Source organism: Kribbella pittospori, assembly GCF_004331465.1.
Taxonomy (GTDB): Bacteria; Actinomycetota; Actinomycetes; order Propionibacteriales; family Kribbellaceae; genus Kribbella; species Kribbella pittospori.
Map to the genome: position 1 here is coordinate 1,147,018 of NZ_SJKB01000001.1, position 25,602 is coordinate 1,172,619.

The 25,602-nt window shown below is 67.9% G+C and carries 19 protein-coding genes and 2 pseudogenes; 16 read left to right on the forward strand and 5 right to left on the reverse strand.

The window, feature by feature from the left end:
• Positions 1-8: 8 nt before the first annotated feature.
• Together E0H73_RS05260 and E0H73_RS47045 are read left to right on the forward strand one after the other, a co-directional pair.
• Complete coding sequence (locus E0H73_RS05260) at positions 9-1,709, forward strand: MmpA family trehalose lipid delivery protein (RefSeq protein ID WP_202867198.1); 1,701 nt, start codon at positions 9-11, stop codon at positions 1,707-1,709.
• Positions 1,697-1,792: pseudogene (locus E0H73_RS47045) on the forward strand (DUF2613 family protein); the annotation flags it as partial. The gene E0H73_RS05260 and the pseudogene E0H73_RS47045, both read left to right, overlap by 13 nt.
• Here the strand turns inward: E0H73_RS47045 and E0H73_RS05265 are convergent.
• Positions 1,749-2,930, reverse strand: coding sequence for a glycosyltransferase family 4 protein (locus tag E0H73_RS05265; RefSeq protein WP_131351966.1), 1,182 nt, complete (start codon positions 2,928-2,930; stop codon positions 1,749-1,751). The pseudogene E0H73_RS47045 and the gene E0H73_RS05265 overlap by 44 nt on opposite strands.
• A 117-nt stretch (positions 2,931-3,047) precedes the next feature.
• Between E0H73_RS05265 and E0H73_RS05270 the strand changes: the two genes are divergently transcribed.
• On the forward strand, positions 3,048-3,794 hold the full coding sequence (locus E0H73_RS05270) for a class I SAM-dependent methyltransferase (RefSeq protein WP_131351970.1): 747 nt from the start codon (positions 3,048-3,050) through the stop codon (positions 3,792-3,794).
• Entirely contained in the window at positions 3,791-7,912 is a 4,122-nt protein-coding gene (locus tag E0H73_RS48320) for an alpha-(1->3)-arabinofuranosyltransferase (protein ID WP_420323417.1), read from the forward strand. The genes E0H73_RS05270 and E0H73_RS48320 overlap by 4 nt, the downstream gene beginning before the upstream one ends.
• Before the next feature lie 26 nt (positions 7,913-7,938).
• Here E0H73_RS48320 and E0H73_RS05280 read toward each other — a convergent pair.
• Positions 7,939-8,976 (reverse strand): annotated as a pseudogene (locus E0H73_RS05280) (acyltransferase family protein); the annotation flags it as partial.
• A complete protein-coding gene (locus E0H73_RS05285) occupies positions 8,973-10,730 on the reverse strand; it encodes a hypothetical protein (RefSeq protein WP_131351976.1) in 1,758 nt (585 codons plus the stop codon). The pseudogene E0H73_RS05280 and the gene E0H73_RS05285, both read right to left, overlap by 4 nt.
• 111 nt (positions 10,731-10,841) lie before the next feature.
• Between E0H73_RS05285 and pgfA the strand changes: the two genes are divergently transcribed.
• Complete coding sequence (pgfA, locus tag E0H73_RS05290; protein WP_165555490.1) at positions 10,842-11,915, forward strand: cell envelope lipid trafficking protein PgfA; 1,074 nt, start codon at positions 10,842-10,844, stop codon at positions 11,913-11,915.
• 2 nt (positions 11,916-11,917) lie between these two features.
• On the opposite strand, the gene E0H73_RS05295 is transcribed toward pgfA, so the two are convergent.
• Positions 11,918-12,709: a class I SAM-dependent methyltransferase gene (locus tag E0H73_RS05295; RefSeq protein ID WP_238163813.1), complete on the reverse strand. Its 792-nt coding sequence runs from the start codon at positions 12,707-12,709 to the stop codon at positions 11,918-11,920.
• Positions 12,710-12,897: 188 nt separating this feature from the next.
• Here E0H73_RS05295 and E0H73_RS05300 point away from each other — a divergent pair, with 188 nt between their 5' ends.
• The 8 genes from E0H73_RS05300 to uvrB all read left to right on the forward strand — a co-directional run bounded on the left by E0H73_RS05300 (position 12,898) and on the right by uvrB (position 22,362).
• Positions 12,898-13,788, forward strand: coding sequence for a phosphotransferase family protein (locus tag E0H73_RS05300; RefSeq protein ID WP_131351979.1), 891 nt, complete (start codon positions 12,898-12,900; stop codon positions 13,786-13,788).
• Between the two features lie 250 nt (positions 13,789-14,038).
• On the forward strand, positions 14,039-15,517 hold the full coding sequence (rpsA, locus tag E0H73_RS05305; protein WP_131351982.1) for a 30S ribosomal protein S1: 1,479 nt from the start codon (positions 14,039-14,041) through the stop codon (positions 15,515-15,517).
• A 73-nt stretch (positions 15,518-15,590) separates the two neighbouring features.
• Entirely contained in the window at positions 15,591-16,208 is a 618-nt protein-coding gene (gene coaE, locus E0H73_RS05310) for a dephospho-CoA kinase (RefSeq protein ID WP_131351985.1), read from the forward strand.
• 129 nt (positions 16,209-16,337) lie between these two features.
• Positions 16,338-17,555 carry a zinc ribbon domain-containing protein gene (locus tag E0H73_RS05315; protein WP_131351988.1) on the forward strand — a complete coding sequence of 406 codons (1,218 nt, stop codon included), beginning with the start codon at positions 16,338-16,340 and terminating at the stop codon, positions 17,553-17,555.
• Positions 17,552-18,631 (forward strand): hypothetical protein, encoded by a 1,080-nt coding sequence (locus tag E0H73_RS46510; protein ID WP_202867199.1) that lies wholly within the window; start codon positions 17,552-17,554, stop codon positions 18,629-18,631. The genes E0H73_RS05315 and E0H73_RS46510 overlap by 4 nt, the downstream gene beginning before the upstream one ends.
• Positions 18,632-18,675: 44 nt before the next feature.
• Entirely contained in the window at positions 18,676-19,413 is a 738-nt protein-coding gene (locus tag E0H73_RS05325; protein ID WP_131351991.1) for a hypothetical protein, read from the forward strand.
• A gap of 34 nt (positions 19,414-19,447) precedes the next feature.
• Positions 19,448-20,197 carry a hypothetical protein gene (locus E0H73_RS05330; protein ID WP_131351994.1) on the forward strand — a complete coding sequence of 250 codons (750 nt, stop codon included), beginning with the start codon at positions 19,448-19,450 and terminating at the stop codon, positions 20,195-20,197.
• A gap of 59 nt (positions 20,198-20,256) precedes the next feature.
• Positions 20,257-22,362 (forward strand): excinuclease ABC subunit UvrB, encoded by a 2,106-nt coding sequence (gene uvrB, locus E0H73_RS05335; protein WP_131351997.1) that lies wholly within the window; start codon positions 20,257-20,259, stop codon positions 22,360-22,362.
• Between the two features lie 8 nt (positions 22,363-22,370).
• Here uvrB and E0H73_RS05340 read toward each other — a convergent pair whose 3' ends face one another.
• A complete protein-coding gene (locus tag E0H73_RS05340) occupies positions 22,371-23,330 on the reverse strand; it encodes a carbon-nitrogen hydrolase family protein (RefSeq protein WP_131351999.1) in 960 nt (319 codons plus the stop codon).
• An 89-nt stretch (positions 23,331-23,419) separates the two neighbouring features.
• On the opposite strand from E0H73_RS05340, the gene E0H73_RS05345 reads away from it, so the two are divergent.
• The 3 genes from E0H73_RS05345 (at position 23,420) to E0H73_RS05355 (ending at position 25,601) form a co-directional block, all read left to right on the forward strand.
• The gene (locus E0H73_RS05345; protein WP_131352002.1) at positions 23,420-23,788 is read left to right on the forward strand and encodes a VOC family protein; all 369 of its coding nucleotides are present in this window, start codon (positions 23,420-23,422) and stop codon (positions 23,786-23,788) included.
• A gap of 16 nt (positions 23,789-23,804) precedes the next feature.
• Positions 23,805-24,155 (forward strand): MmcQ/YjbR family DNA-binding protein, encoded by a 351-nt coding sequence (locus E0H73_RS05350; RefSeq protein WP_202867200.1) that lies wholly within the window; start codon positions 23,805-23,807, stop codon positions 24,153-24,155.
• Between the two features lie 282 nt (positions 24,156-24,437).
• Positions 24,438-25,601 (forward strand): TerC family protein, encoded by a 1,164-nt coding sequence (locus E0H73_RS05355; RefSeq protein WP_131352004.1) that lies wholly within the window; start codon positions 24,438-24,440, stop codon positions 25,599-25,601.
• The last annotated feature ends 1 nt before the right edge of the window (position 25,602 follow it).

Here is a 25,602-nt window from a genome sequence, read left to right on the forward strand (position 1 = left end):
AGGTGGTCATGTCAGAACGTGCACTGCGCGTCCTGCCCTGGTTGTGGCCTGTCCTGCTCACCCTGTTGATCACTGCTCCGCTGCTGGCTCCGGGCTATGTGGTCGGCTACGACATGGTGTTCGTGCCGGACCTCACGGTACGGCTTGACCTGTTCGGTGTCACAACGGCCATGCCGCGAGCGGTGCCGTCGGACGTGCTGGTCGCCGTACTGGACGAGTTCACCGGCGGTCAGTTGCTCAACAAGGTCGTGCTGGTAGCCATCCCGCTACTGTCCGGACTCGGTCTGACCGCGCTCTGGCGTGAGCTCCGGCTGGGTGGCGCACTAACCGGTGCCGCGGCCGCCACCCTCTACATGTGGAACCCGTTCGTCGCCGAACGACTCCGCCTCGGCGCCTGGGCGCTCCTCCTCGGGTACGCCGCTCTGCCGTGGCTGGTCCGATCCGCGCTGCGACTGCGCAGGGGAGCGGGATGGCCGGGCTTCGTGCTCGCATCTGCCGGCTGTGCGCTCACCGCGTCGGGTGGAATCACCGGACTGCTCGTGGGCGGCTTGCTCCTGCTGTGGCGACCACGGGTGAAATCGCTGTGGCCGTTGGGCGCAGCGGTCCTGCTGAACGCGCCGTGGCTGATGGCAGGCCTCGCGCACACCGGCAACGCGACCACCGATCCGGATTCGGTCACCTCCTTCGCGGCCCGCAACGAGGGCTACGGGGGAGTGCTGCCCACTCTGCTCACGTTGGGTGGCATCTGGAACGCCGATGTTGTGCCGGGCAACCGGGGCGATCTGCTGCCGATCATCTTCGCGTTCGTCATGCTGGTCGTCTCCGTGATCGGTGTCGTCCTGCGGTGGCGCCAGGATCCGGTGGCGGGGGCTCTGGTCGTGGCTGCGGTGATCACACTGCTTCTCGGTCTGGCCGGCGTGGTCGCATCTGGAGCCTTTGCTCAGGTTGTCGCTCACGTCCCCGGCGCCGGTCTGTTCCGTGACGGCCAGCGCTATCTCGGACCGCTCGCCCTGCTCGAGTCCATCGGCTTCGGTGTCGCGCTGGCCGTGGCTCTCGAGCACGTCCGCCTGTACCGGGTCGTCGGCCTCACCGCGATGCTGCTGCCGATCGCCGCACTGCCGGCCCTTTCTGGTGGCGGGGGACTGAAGGTTGCGCAATACCCGGCCGATTGGGAGCAGGCACAGCAGGCCGTCGCGGGACGGTTCGTCCCGTGGCCGTTCGAGTCTTACCGGGCACCGTCCTGGAACGGACGGCGCCCGTTGCTCGATCCCATGCCGCGGTACTTCGTCCAGCCCTCGGTCGTTCCCGACGAGTTGATCGTCGGGGGTCACCGATTGGCCGGTGAGGATCCGAGCGCGCGCGAGGTGGCAACCGCGATCCGGTCGGCCGTGCGGGACAAGACCGATCCGACGCCCGCCCTGCTGCGGCAAGGCGTCGGTTGGTTGGTGGTCGATCGGGAGGCGGGCGGACCGACTCCACCCAGCCTCATGCCTGGTCTCACCGAGGAGTTCTCCGGTCCGACCGTGACGGTGTACCGACTCGCCGGCACGCCTGCTCCGCGACCCCATGCGCTCTGGCGGACCATCGTCGTACTGGCTGCTTGGGCGGCCGCCGCAATGACCTTGATCGCTGCTCTGGTCTCGGTGGTCCGGCGTTGTTACTCTTCGGTTCACTTGACCGGGAGGGGACACAGTTCATGGGAACACTGATCGGTGCGGCACTCGCCGTACTCGCCGGGCTGGCGGTTGCTACCACCACGGTTGTCGGGGTCGTGCAGTCGGTGCAGGAGGACCCGGCGCCGCCGCCGGCCGGGCAGACGCCGGGGGATCTTCCGGGCGTCGGCTACGGCTCGAAGTAGACAGCAGCCGGTCGAAGGACAGTGCGGCCGCGCACCAGGTGAAGTTGTCCGCACCTGCGACCGCACCGTCCGACAACCGGCGCCGAAGCTCGGTGTCCTGCAGCAGCACGGTGATCGCCGTCCTGAACTCGTCCGGGGTGTCCACCAGGACGCCGGTGACTCCGTCGTGCACGGACTCCGTCGGACCGCCCGCGCTCCGATAGGCCACCGTCGGTACGCCGTGACCCGCGGCCTCACCGACGACCAGACCCCAGCCCTCCTTGAGGCTCGGCAGTGCCAGCACCCAAGCCTCGTCGTACGCCGCGTGCTTGTCGTCCTCGCTCACGTGGCCGGTGAAGTCGACCGCCGCCTGCAGACCGCGCTGCTCGACGTACTCGCGCAGTGAGTCTTCCCACCAGCCCGAGCCGACGACGACCAGGCGCGCGTCCGGCAGTACCTTGCGTGCTTCGGCGATCGCGTCGACCGCGTGCTCGAGCTGCTTGTGCGGAACGATGCGGCCGACGCAGACCACTGTCGGTACGGCGGCCTGCGGTCGCTGCCGTGGTGGCGCCGGATCGGTGCCGTTGTGGATCACGGTGATGTCGGCGACGCCCAGTCCGGCGAGCTCGTCGCGTGAGGCCGACGACACGGTCACGTACCGGCAGTCGTCGTACAGCTGTGGGGCCACGCGCGATTCCAGCCACCACCCGAGCCGGCCGCGCCAGCCCGGGTACACCACCTGCCACTGCTCCTGGTGCACGTGATGCACGAGCACGACAACGCCAGTACGACGTACGAGGCGGGTAAAGAATGGCAGTCCGTTCTGCACGTCCACCACACGATCCGGGCGATGCAGCCAAGTGTGCAGGAGGCCGCGCAGATACACGCTGACCTTCGTACCGCGGTACAGGTACCGCACCTCGTGGCGACGCGCCTCACGCGGGCTGCCGGGGTACGCCGCGCACAGCACCGTCACCGACCAGCCCAATGCGGCAAGGCCTCTTGCCACCTCCTCCACATAACGCTCAGAGCCTCCGCCCTCAGGGTTCGTCGTGTCCCGCCAGTTCAGCATCAGCACGCTCTGGGCACGCACCTCGTCAACCCCACCCCTCCGGTCACCTCCCCCGAGGTAATGGGCGGGGACGTTACCAAGGAGTAACGATGTCCACCAGACCTCGCGAGATCCGTTAATGTCCCGCCTGTGCCAGTGATGACGAGTGCCATAGGGAACACGGGGTGGAAGGCCGATCTCGGCCGTGCCGTCCGGCTGTTCCGGGCGTTCGGCGTCGAGCAGACGGACGCGGATCACTTCTACGAAATGCTTGCTGCGGACTCGGTCGGACAGGTCGGCCAGTACGCCGATCTGCGGGGTTCACTGATGCTCGATGTCGGAGGTGGACCGGGCTACTTCGCTGAGGCGTTCCGCGCTGCCGGTGCGACGTACTACGCGATCGACTCCGACCTCGGTGAGCTGAGCGGCCGAGGCGAACCCGTACCGGGCACAGTGCTCGGCAGCGGCATGGCGCTACCTGTCGCAGACGCCACAGTCGACGTCTGCTTCTCGTCCAACGTGCTGGAACACGTGCCGGACCCCTGGCTGATGGCTGATGAGTTGGTCCGGGTCACCCGGCCCGGCGGAACGGTCTTCCTGTCGTACACCGGCTGGTGGGGGCCGCACGGCGGTCACGAGACAGCGCCCTGGCACTACCTCGGTGGAGACCGGGCAGCCCGTCGGTACGAACGCAGAGTGGGTCACCGGCCGAAGAACAAGTTCGGTGAATCGCTTTTCCCGATCAGCGTCGCCGCCGGACTGCGGTGGGCGCGCACTTGCACCGCGGCTGACCTGGTGGCGGCGGTGCCGAGGTATCACCCGCGCTGGGCGTACGGCGTACTCGCCGTCCCCGGAGTGCGCGAGGTCGTCACCTGGAATCTCGTCCTGGTGCTCCGGCGGCGATGAGGAGACTCAAGGCCGGAAGTTCCGAGCAGGTGGTCTGGCGAGCGAGGCTCGTGCTGGGCTGCCTGGTCCTGATCGCCCTGTGCTTCCACCAGGCGCCGGGCAAGATCGTGCCGGACACCAAGCTTGACCTCACCGCCAGTCCCGGTGGCTTCCTCGTTCGTGCACTGCACCTGTGGGATCCACAGGGCGCCTTCGGGCAGTTGCAGAACCAGGCGTACGGCTACCTGCTGCCGATGGGTCCGTTCCACTGGCTGCTCGACTCGCTGTCGGTACCGGACTGGGTGACGCAACGGCTGTGGTGGTCGCTGGTGCTGTGCGTCGCGTTCCTCGGTGTGTGGAAGCTGTGCAACGCCCTCGAGTACGGCGTGCCCTGGACCCGCTTCGCGGTCGCGCTGCTCTACGCGCTGAGCCCGCGCATGCTGGGCGAGGTGTCGATCACCTCGATCGAGGTGTGGCCGATCGCCATGGCTCCGTGGGTACTGCTGCCACTCGTCACCCCGCGGGCTCGCTCGGGCTGGTGGCGGGTCGGCTGGTCGGCGGTCGCCTTCGCTCTGGTTGGCGGAGTCAACGCGGTCGCCACCGGAGCAACGCTCGTAATGCCTGCGCTCTGGCTGCTCACCCGTCGGCTGGACCGGTCGACGGTGAAGGTGATGGTCGGCTGGCTCGGCTGTGTGGTGGCCGTGTCGATCTGGTGGCTCGTGCCACTCCTGCTGCTCGGCCGGTACAGCCCGCCGTTCCTCGACTGGATCGAGGACGCCGGAGTGACCACCGGAACGGCCAGCGTCTTCGAGTCCTTCCGCGGTACGTCGCAATGGCTCAACTTCCTGTCCGGCACCGACGGACCGAGCTGGCCGGCCGGCTGGTTGTACGTCACCCAGCCGACGCTCATCCTGATCACCGCGGTCGTCGCGCTGCTGGGCCTGGCCGGCTTGGCGATGGGCTCCCTCAAGCACCGCGGCTTCCTGCGGCTCTCACTCGTCGTCGGACTGCTGCTGGTGACGCTCGGCCATGCAGGTACGGCCGGCTCGCCGCTGGCACCCCAGATTCAGGACCTGCTCGACGGACCGCTCGCAGCACTTCGCAACACACACAAGTTCGAGCTGGTCGTCCGTCTGCCGCTCGCACTCGCCGCTGCGCACTCGCTGAGCAGACTCACCGAATGGGCGACCGTCCGAGGCGTTCACCGTCGCATAGTGCCGGTGCTCGTCGCCTGTCTGATCGTGTCGGTGGCCACGCCGGCCATCTTCGGCCAGCTCCCCAGACCCGAGGGGTACGACGCCATCCCCGCCCACTGGCGCGAGGCGGCGGCGTGGCTCGACAACCAGACCACGAAGGGAAGCGTCCTCGTCGTACCGGCCGCGTCATTCGCCGACTTCACCTGGGGGTCGACGAAGGACGAGCCGTTCCAGGCCCTGCTGGAACGACCCCTGGCCGTGCGAGACGCCGTACCGCTCGGCTCTGCCGGTACGACGCGCTGGCTGGACGAGGTGGAACGCCGACTCGGCACGGGGGTCGGCGACAAGACTCTCAAGCAGGCGCTGACGCGGGCCGGAGTCCGGTACGTCGTCGTCCGCAACGACCTGCGGTACGACGCCCAGGTGACACCGACGCCGGCCGTCCACGAGACCTTGGACGAGTCCGGCATCGACCGCGTCGCGTACTTCGGTCCGGGCACCGGCAGCACGATCGAACAGCCCGGTGTCACGCTCGACGGACACACCCGCCTCCCGTACCCGAGTGTGGAGATCTACGACGTCGGCGCCACCAGTCCGGGGCGGCTGATCCCGAAGTCGCAGCTTGTCGAGGTCCGCGGTGCGGCCGAGGACGTGCCGGCCGCACTGACCGCGCTCGGCGGCGATCTCAACGCTGTCACGAGTTCTGACGCGGCCGGTCGACTGACCGGGCTCCCACTGATCCAGACCGACGGCATGCAACGTCGTGAGGTCTCGGTCGGTCGTCCCGCGGAGAACTACTCGCCCGTGCTGACCGCGTCCGAGGCGGGCCGTCAGGGCCGCCGCACCCTCGGGTACGACGTCGACCCCGCGGCACCGGTCACTACGCGGACGTGGGGTGGCGGCATCGTCGACGTACTGGCGTCGTCCTCGGCGGCGGATGCGAACGCGACGCTGCGGACCGGACCGGGCAACGGGCCGTTCGCAGCGGTGGATGGTGATCCGTCGAGTCGGTGGATCTCTGGGACGTTCGGCCGGAGCAGTGGCGAGTGGATCGAGCTGACGTTCGCGTCGCCGCGCAGTGTCGACGGTCTCAAGGTCCAGTTCTCGCTGGCACCGCCGACCACCGAGCCGGTCCGCACGTTGCAGGTGGACACGGACGCGGGCTCACTGACCTCAGTGGTGTCCGGATCGACCGATCCACAGAGCATTCCGACCCCGCCCGGCCAGACCAAGCGGGTGCGGCTCAGTGTGGGTGTGACCGACGGCAAGAACCCGAACGGCGTCTCCATCGCGGAGGTTTCGTTGCCCGGGATGCTGCCGGTCAGTCGGCTCAGCGTGCCGGCCGACGGCCGTCAGCCGAGCGCACTGGTGTTCAGGAACCAGCAGATCGGCCGCTCTGCCTGTCTGCACGTTGGCACGCGTCCGCTGTGCCGACAGGACTCGGCCAAGGACTCCGAGGAGCCGACCGGACTGCTGCGTAGCGTCGACCTTCCGCAAGCCGCGTCGTACCAGCTCCAGGGGACGGCGCTGCCCAAGGACGGTGCCACGCTCGAGGGCCTGCTGACTGTGCCTGGCGCCATTACGGCGTCGGCGACCTCCCGAGCGGTCACGGCTCCGGAGGGACGTCCGGGCGCCGCGGTGGATCGAGACCTCGGCACAGGGTGGGTCGCGGATCCGTCCGACCAGCACCCGGCGCTCACGTTGAAGTTGCCTGTGGCAAGGAGCATCAGTGGGCTGCAGTTCCTCTCCGATCCCTACCTGACCGCCTCGCAGCCGACCGAGGTCGCGTTGCGCTTCGACGGTGGCCCACCGGCGAAGGGCACGGTGGATCCGGAGGGCTACGTGCGCTTTGCCGCACGGAGCGCACGAACAGTCGAGCTGACGTTCACCGCCACCAGGCCCATGACGGATTTCGACTCCGCGACCGGCTACGCGCGCACGGCACCGGTGGGCGTCGCCGAGGTCCGCGTGCTCGGTGCCGACGAGCTGCGCAAGGCACTCGACCTGGACGCCCAGACCGGTGCGTACTGCGGCTACGGCCCAGGTGTGCGCGTGGACGGCGTACCGGCTGACACGCAACTGAAGGCCACCGTGCGGGATCTGCTGCAGCGGCGTCCGGTGACGTTCACGACGTGCGGCAAGGACAGCGTCGTCCCACTGCAGTCCGGACGGCACAACCTCGACGTACTGGCCGGTGGTGGGTTCGTGCCGACTGAGGCGACGCTGACCAGGGCGGGCTTCGGCAGCGTGTCCAAGACGCCGGTGCAGGGTGTGGACGTGTGGCGGCCCAATCCGGCCGAGCTGAGCATCGAGGTGCCGGCTGCGGACGAGCAGTCGGTGCTGACCGTCGCGCAGAACTTCAACGAGGGCTGGGAAGCGTATGACAGCACCGGCCGCAAGCTGACGCCGATCCGGATCGGCGGCTGGCAGCAGGGCTGGGTTCTGCCCGAAGGGCCCGAGCAGGTGGTCACTGCGCGGTTCATGCCGGACCGGCTGTACCGCGCCGGTCTACTGGTCGGGCTGGTCGCACTCCTGTCGGTGGTCGCGCTCGCAGTCTTCTTCCGGCGCCGGTCGAGGCACTCCGGTCATCGACTGCGCGAGGGCCGCGACGTCGGGCCGTGGGTCTGGCTTGGCGTAGGACTGGCCGCAGGGTGGTTCATGTCCGGCTGGGTCGGACTGGGCGCCGTGGCGGTCGCAGCGCTGTGCTCGTGGTTCCTGTCGTCGCGTGTGGCGATCGGAGTGGTGGCTGCTGCGGTGGCTGTGGGCGCGCTGATCGCGGCGGTTCAGCCGTGGCCAGCTGGGGGAGCGGGACTGACGTCGGGAGTGGTCCAGGCATCGACCTTGTTCGGCTGTGCGCTGGCGCTTCTGGCCCGGCCGACCGGTGAGACGTCGTACGTCTTGTCCCGTCTGCCCAGGCGCATGATGGGCCGTTCCATCCCGTAGTAGCTCGCGGCCGCGATGCCGGCGGACACCACCAGCGTCGGGAAGAACAGCAGCGCGAACCTGCCGCTGAACACCTCGTACCCGGTGATCCGCTCGACCACGCTGAGCACGATCAGGTGGTACGCGAAGACGCCGTACGAGATGTCTCCGGCGATATGACCGACCTTGCCTCCGAGGACGCGGACTGTCCTGGCAGTCGGGTTCAGAGCCGGGAACAGGATGCATGCCGCGATCCCGGTGTAGAGCAGGCTCTTCAGGAACGCCTGCCCTGGCGTGGACGGCGTGAGACCGTACGGGCCGGCCAGTGGGCTCGCAGCGATGACCAGCAGCGCCGCAGCGACGCCCCAGATGGTGCCGGGGATCTTCGTGAGGGTATCGAGCGTGGACGGCTCGAGGCGCCCGCTGCTGCGCGCAACCTGCCACAGTGCGAATCCCATGCCGACAGCGAACCAACCGACGTACCCAGGCAGCCAGAGCCCGGCGCGGGGGTGGTCGGTCGCGTTGATGGAGGCCATCCAGATAGGGCTGACGACAGTGAGGACACCTAGTACGGCGAGGCGCCAGCGGACACTGCGTCGGGTCGGACGCTCGTACCCGGTCAGCAGCTTCGCCAGAGCCGGTAGCAGCAGATAGAACGCCACCTCGGTCGCCAGACTCCACAGCTGCGTCAGTCCGTCCGCTGGCGGACCGTCAAAGTAGATCTGGGTGAGCGACGCGTGCTGGAGGTACGTCGCCCAGCCCACGCCGTCCTTGCGTGGGACCAGGAACGCGGCGAGCAGTACGGCGACCCACAGGGCCGGCAGGATCCGCAGCGCGCGGTTCCGCAGGTACGGCAACGTCAGTGGCGGCAGTGTGCCGTCGAACCACGCGACCACGTGCGGCCGGTAGAGCAGGAACCCAGAGATCGCGAAGAAGATCGCCACCCCGACGTCGAGCCGCGCCAGCAGCCCGGCGAACGGCCCGTTGAGCGAAGCACCGGAATGAAACCCGACATGCGTGGTCAGCACCGCGAGCGCACCGATCGCCCGCAACCCGTCCAGCGCCGGGAAGCGCGTTCGATTCATCTCGGCAGTCCGATCTCGAGGTTTTCCAGGCAGAGGTTCGTTGCGGGATCGGAGGAGCGTAGCCGAACCTCGGTGGCTCTGATCCGGTGCGACGGGCCGAGGTACATGCTCCCAACACCGGCCGGCCAGTCCACGGCCGGGAGTGCGGCGACGTTGCCCTCCGCATCGAGTAGCTCGACGGACACCTGGTTCTCGCGGTTGGAGAAGTACGCGGCCTTGATGAACCACTCGGCCGACGCGATCTCGTTCTGCGTCGGCGTCAGCCGGATGGTCAGTGGCTCGGTGCCGTGCACCAGTAGGTTGCAGAACGAGTTCCCCCGCGTTGGCGGCTCGCCGCGTGACCACACCGCGAACGGCGCCGGCCGGATGTGCCCGGTGTCGTCCACCAGCAGAGGCTCGCTACCCGCCGCTTGCAGCCGGAACTCTTTCCCCGCCATCCGCAGTACAGGCGACAACCTGGGGTCGGACATCAGTGCGGTGCCGATCGGCTGTGGCATCGAGGTGTCCCACAGGTTCACGTTCGGTCCGGTCCGATCCAGCTCCGCCACGACCGTCGCGAAGTAGGCCTTGGCCGGATTCCTGCCCCACGGACCAGCGAACCCGACGTCCGACACAACCACTCCGACGAGAAGACAGGCCAACCCGAGGGCCGGTACGGCGATCCGCACCGAGGACGCCGACAGTACGACGGCCAACGTCAACGGGATCGAGAGATCGGACCAGTAGTGGTAGTGCACGGTGAACACCGAACCGAATCCGGCGAACCGTCCGTAGGACACCAGCGCCACAGTCACCAGGACGTAGCAACCCACCGAAGCCCAGAGCAGCAGCGCACGGCGGTCGCGACGGACGGCGACCGCGAGGAGCAGGCCCACCACCAGCGCGCCGAGCACCACCGCTGCGACCGGCGGAGCGGCGAGGCTCAGAGGCTGTCCCGTCGGAGCCCACGTCCAGGGTCCGCCCACCATTGCGGAGACCGGCACCTCGAAGCCGCGGCCCGTGAGTTCCAGCAGCTTCCCCGCAGACGGGAGATCGCCGCGGGACGGATTGCCACGGGTCAGATAGAGAGTGCCGAAGGCAACTACCGGAACGGCGAGAGCGGCAGCGAACGGCCAGGTTCTGCGGAGCCAGAGGCGGATCGGCTGCTCTCGGAGGTAGAGAGCCAAGGCGATGGCCGTGACCAGGATCAGCCCGGACTTCTCCCAGCAGGCCAGCGAGATCAGCAGCGCGAGCGGGCCGTAGGCGAGCGCCCGGCGGCGGCCGTCGTACCAGTCGATGGTTGCGTGTAGCAACAGCAGGCCGAAGACGTGCGCGGACAGGTTGTTCACGCCGCTCGACAGCGACATGAACGACGGCATGCTCAGTGGGGTGAGCGCGTAGAACAGGGTGCCGAGCAGCACCCACCAGTTTGATCCGAGCAGGCGAAGGAGCAGCAGACCCATCAGCGTGATCGCGATCGCCTGCATCACCATCCGCCAGCCGACGGTGAGGTCGTGGTTCAGGGGCGCGACCTTCGCGAAGACCGCGTAGACGAACCGTAGACCCGGCGCGATGTGGTCGTTCACCGGCGTGAGCAGCTCGGCCGGCGCGAATCCGCGACCGCCCTGGACCAGGAAGTCGAGGTCGTCGCTCAGCCACGAACCGCGGCGTGCGAGCAGCCCGAGCACCACCGGCTGCACCACCGCGACAGCCACCACGAGACCCCGGAGAACCGATGACCTCGGCGCGTCCGGCAGTGTCCAGATCCCCCTCATGCGGCGCGACTATATGTCAGTTCTGACGTGCGCGAACTTTGTTGTCGCCGCCGTCTGTTCAAGGTGCCTACTCGCTGGTAGCGTCCCGCGAACAGACCAGGAGGGGATGCAGTGGGGACTCGTAGTCGTGTGGTGCTGATCGGGCTCGGGGTGTTCTTCGTCGGCGTCGCGGCGCTGGCCAGGTTCTATGCGTATCCAACGCTCGCGGTGGCGCCCGCGGACCAGACCGCGCACACGGTGTCGGTGGGGAAGGACGCCACCATCTTCAGCGCCGCCGACCTGAAGAAGAAGACCGGCGTCGAGCTCGAGGCACGCCGGACCGTCCGCGGCGACGTGGTCGCGGCGGAGAAGATCAGCAAGGCGCTGAACCGCAAGGTCGTGGTGTTCGACACCGCCGTGGTGACGGATGACTCGAAGAACTACCAGTTCCCCGACGACTCGTCGAAGACCGCCGAGCTCCCGCTCAGCTTCGTCCAGGAGCGGGTCGTGCTCGACGCGCACACCGGCGAGGCCGTGCGCTGGAACCCGGCCGGCGACGACAACAGCGGCGAGTACATCGCGACCACGCTGGAGAAGGCGGATCGGCTGAAGCCCGTCGAGAGGAGCCCCCTGTTCGCGGGCCACGAGGGCCTGGTGCTGAAGTTCCCGTTCGGCACCGAGAAGAAGACGTACTCCTTCTGGGACACCACACTGCGCAAGGCGTTCCCGATCGACTTCATCCGGGAGGAGCCGCTCGACGGGCTGAAGGTCTATGTCTTCGAGCAGGAGATCCCGAAGAAGGAGGTGCCGCAGGCCAAGCCGCTGGAGGTGCCGGGCAGCCTGGTCGGTGACTCCGGCAAGGACTCGGTCGTCGTCCAGCGCACCTACAAGAACACCCGGACCCTGTGGGTCGAGCCGATCACCGGCGCGATCATCAAGGGCCGCGAGCAGCAACTCGCCACCCTCGCGTACAACGGCGAGGACAAGGTGACCGCCACCCAGGTCACGATCGAGTACGACGACGCCACGGTCGCGAAGAACGTGAAGGGTGCGACCGAGAACGGCGTCGCCGAGGGCGGCTATCAGTCGAAGGCGGCGCAACTGCACCTGATCGGGTTCTGGGTGCCGCTGTTCTCACTGATCCTCGGCCTGCTGTTGCTGGCGTTGGTCGGGTTCTTCGAGCTCCGGCCCAGGAAAGCGGACTGAGCTCAGGCTTTGTGGGCGGACCAGATCGCGGTGCCGGGAACGAGCCGGCCGCGGTCTGGTCCCCAGCCACCCCAGACCAGGTCATGCCCGGCCGGCCACTCCGGCTCGAGCAGGTCGTCCACGACGAAGCCCGCGGTGGTGAGGGCGCGGATCCAGTCGCCGGTGGTGCGGTGGTGCTCGGCGTAGATCGGCGTACCGGCGTCGTCGACTTCGACGTACGGCGTCCGGTCGAAGTACGAATGGGTGATCCGCAGTCCGGCGGGGGTCGGGTCGTCCGGCATGGTCCAGCGGAATGGGTGTGTCACCGAGAACACCAAGAGACCGCTCGGCTTCAGGGTTCGGGCGATCTCGCGTAGTGCGGTGGTGGCGTCGGCGACGAACGGCAATGCACCGAACGCCGAGCAGACGATGTCGAACGTACTGCTCTTATAAGGGAGTGCTACCGCGTCAGCGGCGACCGTGCGGACCGCGATGCCCGTGCGCCGGTCGAGTTGCCGGGCGATCCGGAGTTGCTCGAGCGAGATGTCGAAGGCGACCACGTCGGCGCCCTGGCCCGCCAGCCAGCGCGAGCACTGGGCGCCTCCGCAGCCGACTTCGAGGATGCGCTTCCCCCGGACCGGTCCGAGCAGCTGTGCCTGCTCCTCGTCGACACCTTCGGGACACCAGATGAAGCGGTCGTCGCCGAGGAACTCGCCGTGCTCCGACAAGTACTCGTCGGCCGCGGAGTTCCAGTACGCCCGGCTGGCCCGGGAGGTCTCCGCCTCGCTCAACTCCACCCGCACCGGCCCGCTCACGCACCAAACTGTAGTGCCCTGCGTCGGCGCTCCCTCGGCGCTTGCGGCGCCCAGGCACGCACCTCGCGGCGTTGGAGAAGCATCCACGATGCTCCGCATCGAGGACGCTCCTCCGCCTTGCGATGCACGCACCTGGACACCGCAATCACTCAAGGGAGCCCCGACGCAGGGCACTAGTGTTGAGCGGTATGAGCGACTTCGCGGCCAGTGCCGTTCCGTTGGCGGGTGGGTACGGCGGGCAGACGTACGCCGTGAGCGCCGGTGGTGAGGACGCCGTACTGAAGCTGTACGTGAAGCAGCCGGAGCGGGCGGCCGTGGACGCCGCGCTGTTGCAGCTAGTCCGCGGGCTGCTGCCCGTCCCGAAGGTGCTGGAGGCGAAGCGCGAGGGGTCGGCGGACGATCCGCCGTACCTGCTGACCGAGCGGCTGCCGGGGATCAACCTGCAGGTGTACCTGGAGACGGCGGGGGAGTCGGAGCGGCGGACGGTCGGGGAGCAGCTCGGAGAGTTGCTGGTGCGGCTGAGCGGGATGCCGTTCCTGACCTTCGGCGAGTTCCGCGGCGGCGAGCTGGCCATCGAGCCGTTCGGTCTCGGGGACCTCGAGCAGTACGTCGAGAGCCTCGATCTCGGCCTGGATCCTGGGCAGCTGGAGCGGTTCGGCGCGGTCGTCGCCGAGGCCGAGGACGTGCTGGCCGAGGGGGTCGATCGGGTCTGCCTGGTGCACAGCGATTTCAACCCGAAGAACCTGCTGGTCGACCCGGCCACGGCCCGGATCACCGGGCTGATCGACTGGGAGTTCAGCCACGCGGGGTCGCCGTACATGGACTTGGGAAATCTTTTCCGGTTCTGCTCCGACCCGATGCTGGCCGGCGCGGTGCTGAGCGTGATCCGGGGGAGCGGGCCGGGGCTGGGAGAGCCGCTGGTGGATCTCGGGCGGGCGGCGGATCTTTGGGCCCTGCTGGATTTGGCCGCACGCTCCACCGAGCACGAGGTCGCGGCGGCCGCGCACGACCTGGTCTCCCGAATGGCGGACACGAGTACCCTCTCGGGGGGCCGAGTGGACCTGGACGTCGTACATTGAGATCAGTGAGACGTCGGGAAGCCTCGGCGGGCAGCCGGTGGAGGCCGGGTGCCCCGGGTTGCCCTGCCTTCGTCGATACCCGTATTCTGTGAGATGCGCTATGGGCCCGCGCGACCTCGGACGGAGCAGGCTCGTGCTCGCAGCAGTCGGTGGTGAATCTGTGCTCTTCAGGCAATCCAGCGGTTTGGTGCGATCCAACGGTTCATGACGCGACCGAACGACACCACCAGTCCACGGAGCAACCCACCACATGACGGCCAGCATCGAGGCACCTCTCGACCCCGCAGTGCGCAACACCCCGCAGGTAGCGGTCAATGACATCGGGTCGGAGGAAGACTTCCTCGCGGCGATCGATCAGACCATCAAGTACTTCAACGACGGCGACATCGTCGAGGGCACCATCGTCAAGGTCGACCGGGACGAGGTCCTGCTCGACATCGGTTACAAGACCGAAGGCGTCATCCCCTCCCGGGAGCTGTCGATCAAGCACGACGTCGACCCGAACGAGGTCGTCAACGTCGGCGACCACGTCGAGGCCCTTGTACTCCAGAAGGAGGACAAGGAAGGCCGTCTGATCCTTTCGAAGAAGCGCGCCCAGTACGAGAAGGCCTGGGGCACGATCGAGAAGATCAAGGAGGAGGACGGCGTCGTCACCGGTACCGTCATCGAGGTCGTCAAGGGTGGCCTCATCCTCGACATCGGCCTGCGTGGCTTCCTGCCCGCCTCGCTGGTCGAGATGCGCCGGGTCCGCGACCTCCAGCCGTACGTCGGCCAGGAGATCGAGGCGAAGATCATCGAGCTGGACAAGAACCGCAACAACGTGGTCCTGTCCCGCCGGGCGTGGCTGGAGCAGACGCAGTCCGAGGTGCGGATGAACTTCCTCACCCAGCTGCAGAAGGGCCAGATCCGCAAGGGCGTCGTGTCCTCGATCGTCAACTTCGGTGCGTTCGTGGACCTCGGTGGCGTCGACGGCCTGGTGCACGTGTCGGAGCTGTCCTGGAAGCACATCGACCACCCGACCGAGGTGGTCGAGGTCGGCCAGGAGGTCACCGTCGAGGTGCTGGACGTCGACATGGACCGCGAGCGCGTCTCGCTGTCGCTGAAGGCGACCCAGGAAGACCCGTGGCAGCAGTTCGCCCGGACCCACCAGATGGGCCAGATCGTGCCCGGCAAGGTCACCAAGCTGGTTCCGTTCGGTGCGTTCGTCCGCGTGGAGGAGGGCATCGAGGGTCTGGTGCACATCTCCGAGCTGGCCGAGCGTCACGTCGAGATCCCGGAGCAGGTCGTCCAGGTCAACGACGACACGATGGTCAAGATCATCGACATCGATCTCGAGCGTCGCCGGATCTCGCTGTCGCTGAAGCAGGCCAACGAGGGGCTGGACCCGGTCTCGGACGACTTCGACCCGACGCTGTACGGCATGACCGCGACGTACGACGACCAGGGCAACTACGTCTACCCCGAGGGCTTCGACCCGGAGACCGGCGAGTGGCTCGAGGGCTTCGACGCACAGCGCGAGGAGTGGGAGCGGCAGTACGCCGAGGCCCACACGCGCTGGGAGGCCCACAAGAAGCAGATCGAGGACGCCAAGACGGCGGACGTCGAGGCCGGCGAGGCATCGACGTACTCCTCGGCCGCGGCTCCGAAGGACGACGCTCCCGTCGAGGGCGCGCTCGCTTCTGACGAGGCGCTGCAGGCCCTCCGCGAGAAGTTGACCGGCCAGGGCTGATCCACCGCAGGACCCGAGGCCCCCGCATCCCCGTACTGGATGCGGGGGTCTCGCTCGTCTGTAGGGTGCTGTTGTGCTGAGAGTGGGACTGACCGGGGGTATCGGGGCGGGGAAGAGCGCGGTGTCGGCGCGGTTGGCCGAGCGCGGGGCGGTGGTGATCGACTCCGATGTGCTCGCGCGGGAAGTAGTGGCCAAGGGCACCGAAGGTCTCGCCGAGGTGGTGACGGAGTTCGGGCCTGGAGTGCTGACGGCCGAGGGGGACTTGGATCGGCCGGCGCTCGGGCAGATCGTGTTCGGTGACGCGGCCGCGCGGCGCAAGCTCGAGGCGATCGTTCATCCGCGAGTGCGTGCCCGGGCGGCCGAGATCGAGGCCGGAGCACCGGCTGAGGCGATCGTCGTACACGACATCCCGCTGCTGGTCGAGACCGGTCAGGCGGACCGCTTCGACGTCGTCGTGATCGTCGACGTACCGGTCGACGTACAACTCGAGCGGCTGACCGCGCAGCGCGGAATGCCTGACACAGAAGCGAAACAGCGCATCGCGAGCCAGGCGTCGCGCGAGGATCGGCTCGCCGTCGCCGGTCTCGTCGTGGACAATTCCGGCTCGCTCGACGACCTGGATCGCCGCGTCGACGAGGTGTGGACAGAGCTGGTGCGACGGGCAGGGCACGGTCCGGACACGAAAAGGTGACCCCTGCGCGGTAAATGATGAATCCGGGACCGGCTGTACAAGAATCTGTCCCGGTTCGGCCCAGGCTCTGGGCCGGCCACCGACGGCGCGCCCCGCGCCGGTCCGGATGTCCGAGGTTGGGAGGATGGCGTGGTCTGTCCGCGCTGCAACTCAGACGTCCCCGAGGTGTCGCATTTCTGCCACCACTGTGGCAACGATGTGCGCTCCGGGGATGCCGAGCGGAAGAAGGCGTACGCCGCCAGGCCCGATGAGCCAGTGGCGTCGTTCCGGCTGGTTTCGACGATCATGCCGCAGGGCTCGGGCAAGCAGCCCTATACCTACAAGGTGGCGCTCGGTGTCGCGCTGCTGCTGACCGTTCTCACCGCCGCGCTCGGCGCGCTGCCGGTGGCGATCATGGTGGCGGCGTTCTCGATTCCGATCGTCTACATCCTTTATCTGTACGACGTGAACCTCTGGGAGGACGAGCCGATCCCGGTCGTCGCCGCGGCCTTCGTGCTCACCGGCGTACTGGCCGCGGTGTTCACCTGGATCTGGTCGGACAAGATCGCCCTGAGCCTGGACACGATCGGCGGCAACGACGCCGGTCCGGCCGGGCGGGATCTGCTGATCCTGCTCCTGCTGGTGCCGGTGGTGTCGGAGCTGATCCGCCAGATCGGTCCGCTCTACCTGGCCTCCCGGCCGCGGTACGACGACCTGATGGACGGCTTCACGTTCGGCGTGGTGGCCGGTGTCGGCTACGCGTGCTTCGAGACGTTGGTGCTGCACTGGGGCTGGATCAGCGGCGGCTTCGCCGGTCCGGGCAGCAGCGCGGGCACCTGGATCTCGATCGTCCTGCTGCACGGCTTCATCAAGCCGCTGATCTACGGCTCGGCGACCGGTCTGGCCGGTGCGGAGTTCTCCGGCCTGGGTGAGGGGTACGACGGCTTCACCCCGCGCTGGGTGTTCGGCGTGATCCAGGCGATGGTGATCAACGCGCTGTTCCAGGGCGGGGTCTACCTGCTCGGGTTCGTCGGCGGTCACGGTTCGACCGTCGGTGCGATCCTCGGTGTGGTCTGGGGTCTGCTGCTGCTCGGCGCGCTGATCATCCGGGTCCGCACGGTCCTGCACAAGGGTCTGCTGGAGGCGGCGCTGGAGTCTGCCGCCCGCGGCGGTTCCAACCACGCGTCGGGCGAGCTCGCGTTCTGCTCGCGCTGTGAGATGCCGCTGCTCCCGCAATCCGACTTCTGCTCCGCGTGCGGCAACTCGGTGCGATCCGTACCGAAGTCCGCCCGTGGTGTGGCAGCACAGGCCGTGGCAGGCGGCGGGGCTGGTGGATACGACGCGACGACTGGGGAGACGCAGGTATGAGCAACCAGCCACCGTCCTACGGCCAGGGTGGCCACCCCGGGCAGCAGCCCCCGTACGGCGGCCAGCCGGGTCAGCAGGGTCAGCCTGGCTACGGTCCGCCGGGGCAGCCGCCCCAGGGTCAGCCTGGTTACGGCCAGCGGCCGGGGCAGCCGCCCCAGGGTCAGCCTGGCTACGGTCAGCCCGGTCAACAGCCCGGTCAACAGCCACAGGGGCAGCCTGGTTACGGGCAGCAGCCCGGACGGCCGCCGCAGGCTCCGCCGCCGGGCTACGGTCAGCCGGGTCAGCCGCCGTACCAGGGTCAGGGTCAGCAGCCTTACCCCGGTCAGCAGCAGGCGCCGTACCAGGGCCAGCAGCAGTACCAAGGTCAGCAGCAGGGCTACCCGGGTCAGCAACAGCAGTACCCCGGCCAGCAGCAGCAGTGGGGCCAGTACGGCGGTCAGTCTCCGCGCAGCAAGGGCGGGAACAAGATCCTGTTCCTGGCCGGCGGTGCGATCGTCGTCGTCGCGGTGATCGGTGTCGTGCTGGCGCTGATCTTCGGTCGCGGTGACGACAAGCAGGCCGAGCCGACCCCGCAGCCGACCAACGGGCAGAGCACCGAGCCGACCGAGAACGTCGACGAGGGCATCGAGGTCGCCGAGGGCGTCTTCGTGAAGCCGCAGCCCGGCTACGTCCGCAAGGAACTGAAGGACTTCGACGGTGTCTACCTGCTGAAGGCCAAAGAGGCCTACTTCATGGTGGAGGCCTTCAAGGGCAAGGACGGTGAGAACACCGACACCATCCTGCCGAAGCTGATCGGCGCCGAGACCGGGGACCTGTCCGCGGTGAAGAAGAACGAGCCGAAGGTGACCAAGCCGGGGCCGGACGACAAGACCCCGGTGAAGATCCTGACCACGCAGAGCTTCTCCGCCACCTCGTCCAGCCAGAACGGCAGCGATCCGGTGGTCGGGTTCGTCGGTGTGGTCGAGCGGAACGACGGCGTGATCACGCTGGTGCGGGTGTACGGGCTGAAGTCGAAGTTCGATGCCATCAACAAGGACTCGAACGAGATGCTGAAGTCGGTGCTCAAGAGCCAGTGATCCGCAAGCGCGCCGAGGGTCAGGCCGGCCGGTCGAACCCTTGGGTGAGGAACCCAGCGCCGGACGACGGTGCGGCTCCGGGTACGCCGGAGCCGCCCCCGTCGCGGCGGATGCCGGGTCGGTCCCGACCGACCCGGTCCGCGGGCCCGACCCAGGGTCCGCGGATCCCGACGTACCTGATCCCGGCCGGTGCCGGCCTGATCGTGGTCGTTGCGGTCGCGGTCGGGCTGTACCTGCTGTCCGGCGGGGACGACAAGGCCGACCCGGCTCCACCGCCGTCCCCGACGGTGACCGCGAGTACGCCGACCTCGACATACTCGCCGCCGCCGAACGCAGTGCTGGTCGGGTCCGGCGTCGCCGTCGTACCGGCGGCGGGCTGGAGCCTGCTGGAGAAGGAGACGCAGGGCAAGGAGTTCGTCTCCTACGCGGCCGGCGGCGACGCCCGGGCGTTCTTCTGGGTCCGGCAGAAGCAGAACGTGACCGCGAAGGCGTACGTGCTGGGGATCGTCGAGGGCGAGACCCAGAACGAGATCGCCCAACTCGGCAACGTACGGAACCTGACCTGCCCGAAGGACGTCCTGGAGGAGTGCGTCGCGATCAGCTACACCTCCACCACGAAGGACAAGACCGGGCAGCAGGTCAAGGTCCAGGGGTACGTCGAGGCGTACCGGCGCAAGGACCAGGTGGTCACCGCGCTGGACTTCCGGACCCGGATCGACTTCGCCCCGCAAGCCGAGGCGGACGCCGCGACCATGAAGCAGTCGGTGCTCGACAGCCTGTGACGACGAATTCCCAGACATACCGCGAGGACGAGTTATGAGTCAGCAGTACGGGCCGCCCCCGAACTCCGCGCCGGGCGGCTGGGGACGTGGGCGGGGGCAGCCGCAACGACAGTCGTCGGGGTCGACGCGGTCCCGGTGGATCATCATGGGCGGCGTGGTCGTCGCCGTCGCGCTGATCGCGGTCGGGGTCGTCGTACTGGTGACCGGTGGTGACAAGGAGCAGCCGGTCGCCGAGCAGACGCCGGACCCGACCGGCACGCTGTACACGCCGCCGACGCCGTCGCCGACCAAGGCGGCCGTCACCAAGGGGCGGTACGACACCGGCGTCGAGATCGGTGGTGGGCTCTGGTTCACCCCGGTCAAGGGATGGCTGCCGGATTGGGACAAGTCCAAGGGCGGGACCAACTACATCCTGCAGCAGCCCGGGGCGCGTGGCCGGATCGACGGCTACTACTGGGTCCGCCAGACCACGCACTACGACGCCAAGGGGTTCGCCGAGCACCTGGTCGACGTCGAGTCGGACGGGTTCAAGGATGTCCGCATCGGCAAGACGGTGGCCTGCAAGACCACCAACCCGGCGATCAAGGCCTGCTACGCGGTGACGTTCAACGCACTCGTCCCGGCCGCCGCCGGCAAGTTCCTCCCGTTCCGCGGCTTCGTCACGGCGTACGCCGACCAGTCCGGCAAGATCACCGCCACCGACGCGGCGCTGGAACTCAGCGTCTACAAGCGCCGGGTCCGCGAGCTCGTGTACATGAACAACACCCTGATGAAAAGCTTCTGATCCGGCCCCTGACCTGGGGTTTTTCGGAACTGTCGGAGCGGCCCCGTACGGTGGAGGGCATGAGACAGGTCTCAGATCTCCAACGTATGGTGGCGCCGCTCAAGGTGGTGTCCGATTTCGAGCCGGCCGGTGACCAGCCGGCCGCGATCGCGGACCTGGAACGCCGGATCAACAGCGGCGAGCAGGACGTCGTGCTGCTCGGTGCGACCGGTACCGGCAAGACCGCCACGATCGCCTGGCTGGCCGAGAAGGTCCAGCGCCCGATGCTCATCCTGCAGCCGAACAAGACCCTCGCCGCCCAGTTCGCGAACGAGTTGCGGCACTTCTTCCCGGCCAACGCCGTCGAGTACTTCGTCTCGTACTACGACTACTACCAGCCGGAGGCGTACGTCCCGCAGACGGACACCTACATCGAGAAGGACTCCTCGATCAACGAGGAGGTCGAGCGGCTGCGGCACTCGGCGACCTGGTCGCTGCTGACCCGCCGCGACGTGATCGTGGTCGCGACCGTCTCCTGCATCTACGGCCTGGGCTCCGCCGACGAGTACCTGAACCGGATGATCCACGTGAAGGTCGGCACCGAGATGGACCGCGACGGGCTGCTCCGCAAGCTCGTCGGGGTGCAGTACGCGCGCAACGACCTGGCCGGCACCCGCGGCACGTTCCGGGTCCGTGGCGACACGCTCGAGGTCTTCCCGGTGTACCAGGAGCTCGCCGTCAGGGTGGAGTTCTTCGGTGACGAGATCGAGCGGGTGATGACGCTGCACCCGCTGACCGGCGAGGTCATCAGCGAGGAGGACGAGGTCTACATCGGCGCCGCGACGCACTACGTGACGGCGCCGGAGCGGATGGAGCGCGCGATCACGTCGATCGAGGCCGAGCTGGAGGAGCGGCTGGCCGAGCTCGAGCGTGGTGGCCAGTTGCTGGAGGCACAGCGGCTCCGGATGCGGACGACGTACGACATCGAGATGATGCGTCAGATCGGGACGTGCTCGGGCATCGAGAACTACTCGCGCCACACCGACGGCCGTGAGCCGGGGACGGCGCCGCACTGTCTGCTGGACTACTTCCCCGAGGACTTCGTGCTCGTCATCGACGAGTCGCATGTCACCGTCCCGCAGATCGGCGGGATGTACGAGGGCGACATGTCCCGGAAGCGGACGCTGGTCGAGCACGGGTTCCGGCTGCCGTCGGCGATGGACAACCGGCCGCTGCGCTGGGAGGAGTTCCTGGAGCGGATCGGTCAGACCGTCTACCTGTCCGCGACCCCGGGGCAGTACGAGCAGGACAAGTCGGACGGCTTCGTCGAGCAGCTCATCCGGCCGACCGGTCTGGTCGACCCCCAGGTGATCGTGAAGCCGACCAAGGGGCAGATCGACGACCTGATCCACGAGATCCGGCTCCGGGTCGAGCGGGACGAGCGCGTCCTGGTCACCACGCTGACCAAGAAGATGTCCGAGGACCTGACCGACTACCTGCTGGAGATGGGGATCCGGACCAGGTACCTGCACAGCGAGGTGGACACGCTGCGCCGGGTCGAGCTGCTCCGCGAGCTGCGCCAGGGCGAGTACGACGTACTGGTCGGCATCAACCTGCTGCGTGAGGGTCTGGACCTGCCCGAGGTGTCGCTGGTCGCGATCCTGGACGCGGACAAGGAAGGCTTCCTGCGCTCCGGCCGGTCACTGATCCAGACCATCGGCCGTGCCGCCCGGAACGTGTCCGGCCAGGTGTTCATGTACGCCGACAAGATCACCCCGTCGATGGAACAGGCGATCGACGAGACCAACCGGCGCCGCGCGAAGCAGATCGCGTACAACGAGGCGAACGGGGTCGACCCGCAACCGCTGCGGAAGAAGATCGCCGACATCACCGACATGCTGGCCCGCGAGGATGCGGACACGGCCGACCTGCTCGGCTCCGGCCGGACCCAGTCCCGGGGCAAGGCGCCGGTGCCGGGTGGCGGCAAGGCGAAGGCAGGGGAGAAGGCGAAGGAGCTGGCCGGCGGGTTGCCGTCGTCGGACCTGGCCGACCTGATCCAGCAGCTGACCGACCAGATGCACAACGCGGCGGCCGAGCTCCAGTTCGAGGTCGCGGCGCGCTATCGCGACGAGATCTCCGAGCTGAAGAAGGAACTCCGCCAGATGACCAACGCCGGCATGAAGTAGGAGATCGATCAGCCCCGGCCGCCGTGGGTCGGCCGGGTCACTTGCGCGGGTTGGACTGTGTGCTGGGATGACTCGTTGACGTGCAGGGTGAAGAGGTCCGGGCGGGCGTAGTGGCCGTTCGGGTCGAAGTCGAACTTGCCACGGTCCAGGTCGCCGAGGTCGAGCTCCGCGAGCAGGACGCCCTCGCCCCCGCGCAATGGGCCGGCGAGGATCTCGCCCAGCGGTGAGATCACCACGCTCCCGCCATCGATCAGCACCGTCTCCGGCGCATCACCCTGGACCGGATGCAGATCGTCGGGGAGATCGGCCCGGGTCAGGTACTGGTTCGCGCTCATCACGAAGCACCGCCCCTCGAGCGCGACGTGCCGCATGGTCGCCTGCCACTGCTCGCGGTCGTCGACCGTCGGCGCACACCAGATCTCCACGCCCTTGGCGTACATGGCCTGCCGGAACAGCGGCATGTAGTTCTCCCAGCAGATCGCCGCCCCGAGCACGCCGTACGGCGTCCGCACCGCGGGCATCGTCGACCCGTCGCCCTGACCCCACAGGAAGCGCTCGGCCGCCGTCGGCATCAACTTGCGATGCGTCGCCACCAGCCCGTGCCGCGGATCGATGAACACGGCCGTGCAGTACAGCGTCCCACCGGCCCGCTCGATCACCCCGGCAACCAGGTGTACGCCGAGCTCAGCCGACAGCTCAGCGAGCCGCGCGGTCTCCGGTCCGGGTACGTCGACCGCCGCCTCGCGATACCGACGGAACGTGTCGCGCCCCTCCGGCGATCGGGACCCGACCGTCACACCGAAGTCCAGTCCCTTCGGGTAGCCACCCAGGAATGCCTCCGGCAGCACGATCAGCCGAGCACCGGACGACGCCGCCTCACGGACGTACTGCTCCGCCTTGGCCAACGTCGCGGGCGTGTCGAACAGAGTGGAGCCGACCTGGACCGCGGCAACGACAACTGAAGTCATGCCCCGCAGCCTAGGTCGTGCCTGGGTGGTCGAGTTCTGTCCCGAGGAGGGTCTAGCGTGCGTTCCAGGATCACCAAGGGGAGGACGACATGTTCGATCACCTGTCGCTGCAATGTGACGACCTGGACGCGAGTCGCCGGTTCTACGAGACGCTGCTCAAGCCGCTCGGGATCACTGTGGTCATGGAGTTCGGCGACGTCCTCGCCCTGGGTGGGCCGGACGGGGCACCTAAGTTCTGGCTCGGGAAGCAGACGACCGGAGGTACGCAGCGGGAGATCCACATCGCGTTCACGGCACCGAATCGGGCGACCGTCGACACAGTTCGCCGGACCGCCGGAGAGTTGGGTGCCGAGATCCTGCACGAGCCCAAGGAGTGGCCGGAGTACCACCCCGGCTACTACGCCGTCTTCGTCCGAGACCCCGACGGCAACAACGTCGAGGCCGTCTCACACAGCTGAGCCGAGAGGGAGTGCGATGGGGAGACTGAGTGGCGGGGATGTGCTCGAGCACTGCTTGGCGAAGCCGGGCGCGTGGCAGGACGAGCCTTGGGACGGCGACGTGGTCGCCAAGGTCGGCGACAAGATCTTCGCGTTCCTCGGTGGCGGGGACGGGGTCGGGATCAAGTGCGGGGCCAACCGGGAGGAGGCCGACGAGCTGGTCGACACCTACCCGGGCGACGTCACCAAGATGGCCTACATCGGCCGGTCCGGCTGGAACAGCGTCCGCCTCGGCGGCAGCGTGCCGGACGACGAGATCCTCGAGCTGATCGATGCGTCGTACGAGACGATCGTGGGCAAACTCCCCAAGAGCAAGCGTCCGGCCTAGCCGCGGACGACACGCCTGAATCTGACGAACTGATCACTGAGCGCAACTATTCCTCGGCCGGTTGTGATCATTCCGACAGCCGGACACGGTGCCCTGGGATTTGGAGACTTGGACATCGACCAGTCAGAATAGACGTGGAGAAGGGGAGTATTCCTTCGCGGCGGCATCGTCATCACGGTCAGGGATTCGTTCCCGCGCCCGGTGCCACCGGCCAGGCCCGCAGTGCGGGTCCGGCGGAAGAGACCTTCGGAGTCCTGTTTCAGCTGAGCTCCGGAGGTGTCTGTGCACGTTGCTGACTACGTTTGGTACATCACGGTCGGCGTGCTTCTCGCGCTGCTGGCTTTCGACGTCTTCATCATCGGCCGTCGTCCGCACGAACCGAGTACCCGGGAGTCCGCGACCGCGATCGCGTTCTACGTGGGTCTCGCGGTGGTCTTCGGCCTCGGCGTCTGGTTGTTCTCCGGTGGGCAGTACGCGGGCGAGTTCTTCGCCGGCTGGCTGACCGAGTACAGCCTGAGCGTCGACAACCTGTTCATCTTCCTGATCATCATGTCCAGGTTCGGCGTACCCAGGAAGTATCAGCAGACCGCGCTGCTGATCGGCATCATCCTGGCGCTGGTCTTCCGCGGTGTCTTCATCGCGGTCGGCGCGGCCGCCATCAACCAGTTCTCCTGGATCTTCTACATCTTCGGCGCGTTCCTGGTCTACACCGCGATCCACCTGGCCAAGCAGGGGGAGAACGATGACGACGACTTCAAGGAGAACGCGGTCATCCGGTTCGCCAAGAAGCGCCTGAACGCCACCGACGAGTACAACGGCGTCAAGCTCACCATCGTCAAGAACGGCAAGCGGCTCGTCACCCCGATGGCGATCGTGATCATCGCGCTCGGGACGACCGACCTGCTGTTCGCGCTCGACTCGATCCCGGCGATCTACGGCCTGACCCAGGAACCGTTCCTGGTCTTCACCGCGAACGTGTTCGCACTGATGGGTCTGCGGCAGCTGTACTTCCTGCTCGGCGATCTGCTGAAGCGGCTGGTCTACCTGTCCATCGGCCTGTCGGTGGTGCTCGCGTTCATCGGTGTGAAGCTGGTTCTGCACGCGATGCACGTGAACGAGTTGCCGTTCATCAACGGCGGTCACCACATCGAGTGGGCGCCGGAGATCCCGATCTGGTTCTCGCTGGGCTTCATCATCATCACCCTCGGCATCACCACGGTCGCCAGCCTGCGGAAGTCCCGCATCACCAAGCCGGCTGACCCGACCGACCCCCCGGCCGAGGGCGGCGAGCTGGACGAGTCGACCCCGGTCGACAGCCCGAACGGTACGACGAGCCCGGTCGACAGCCCGAACGGTACGACGGCCGAGCTGGACCCGAAGACCCAGGCCGAGCTCGACTCGATCCGCGAGCCCGAGCCGCACGAGTCGGACGCCAAGAAGTCCTGAC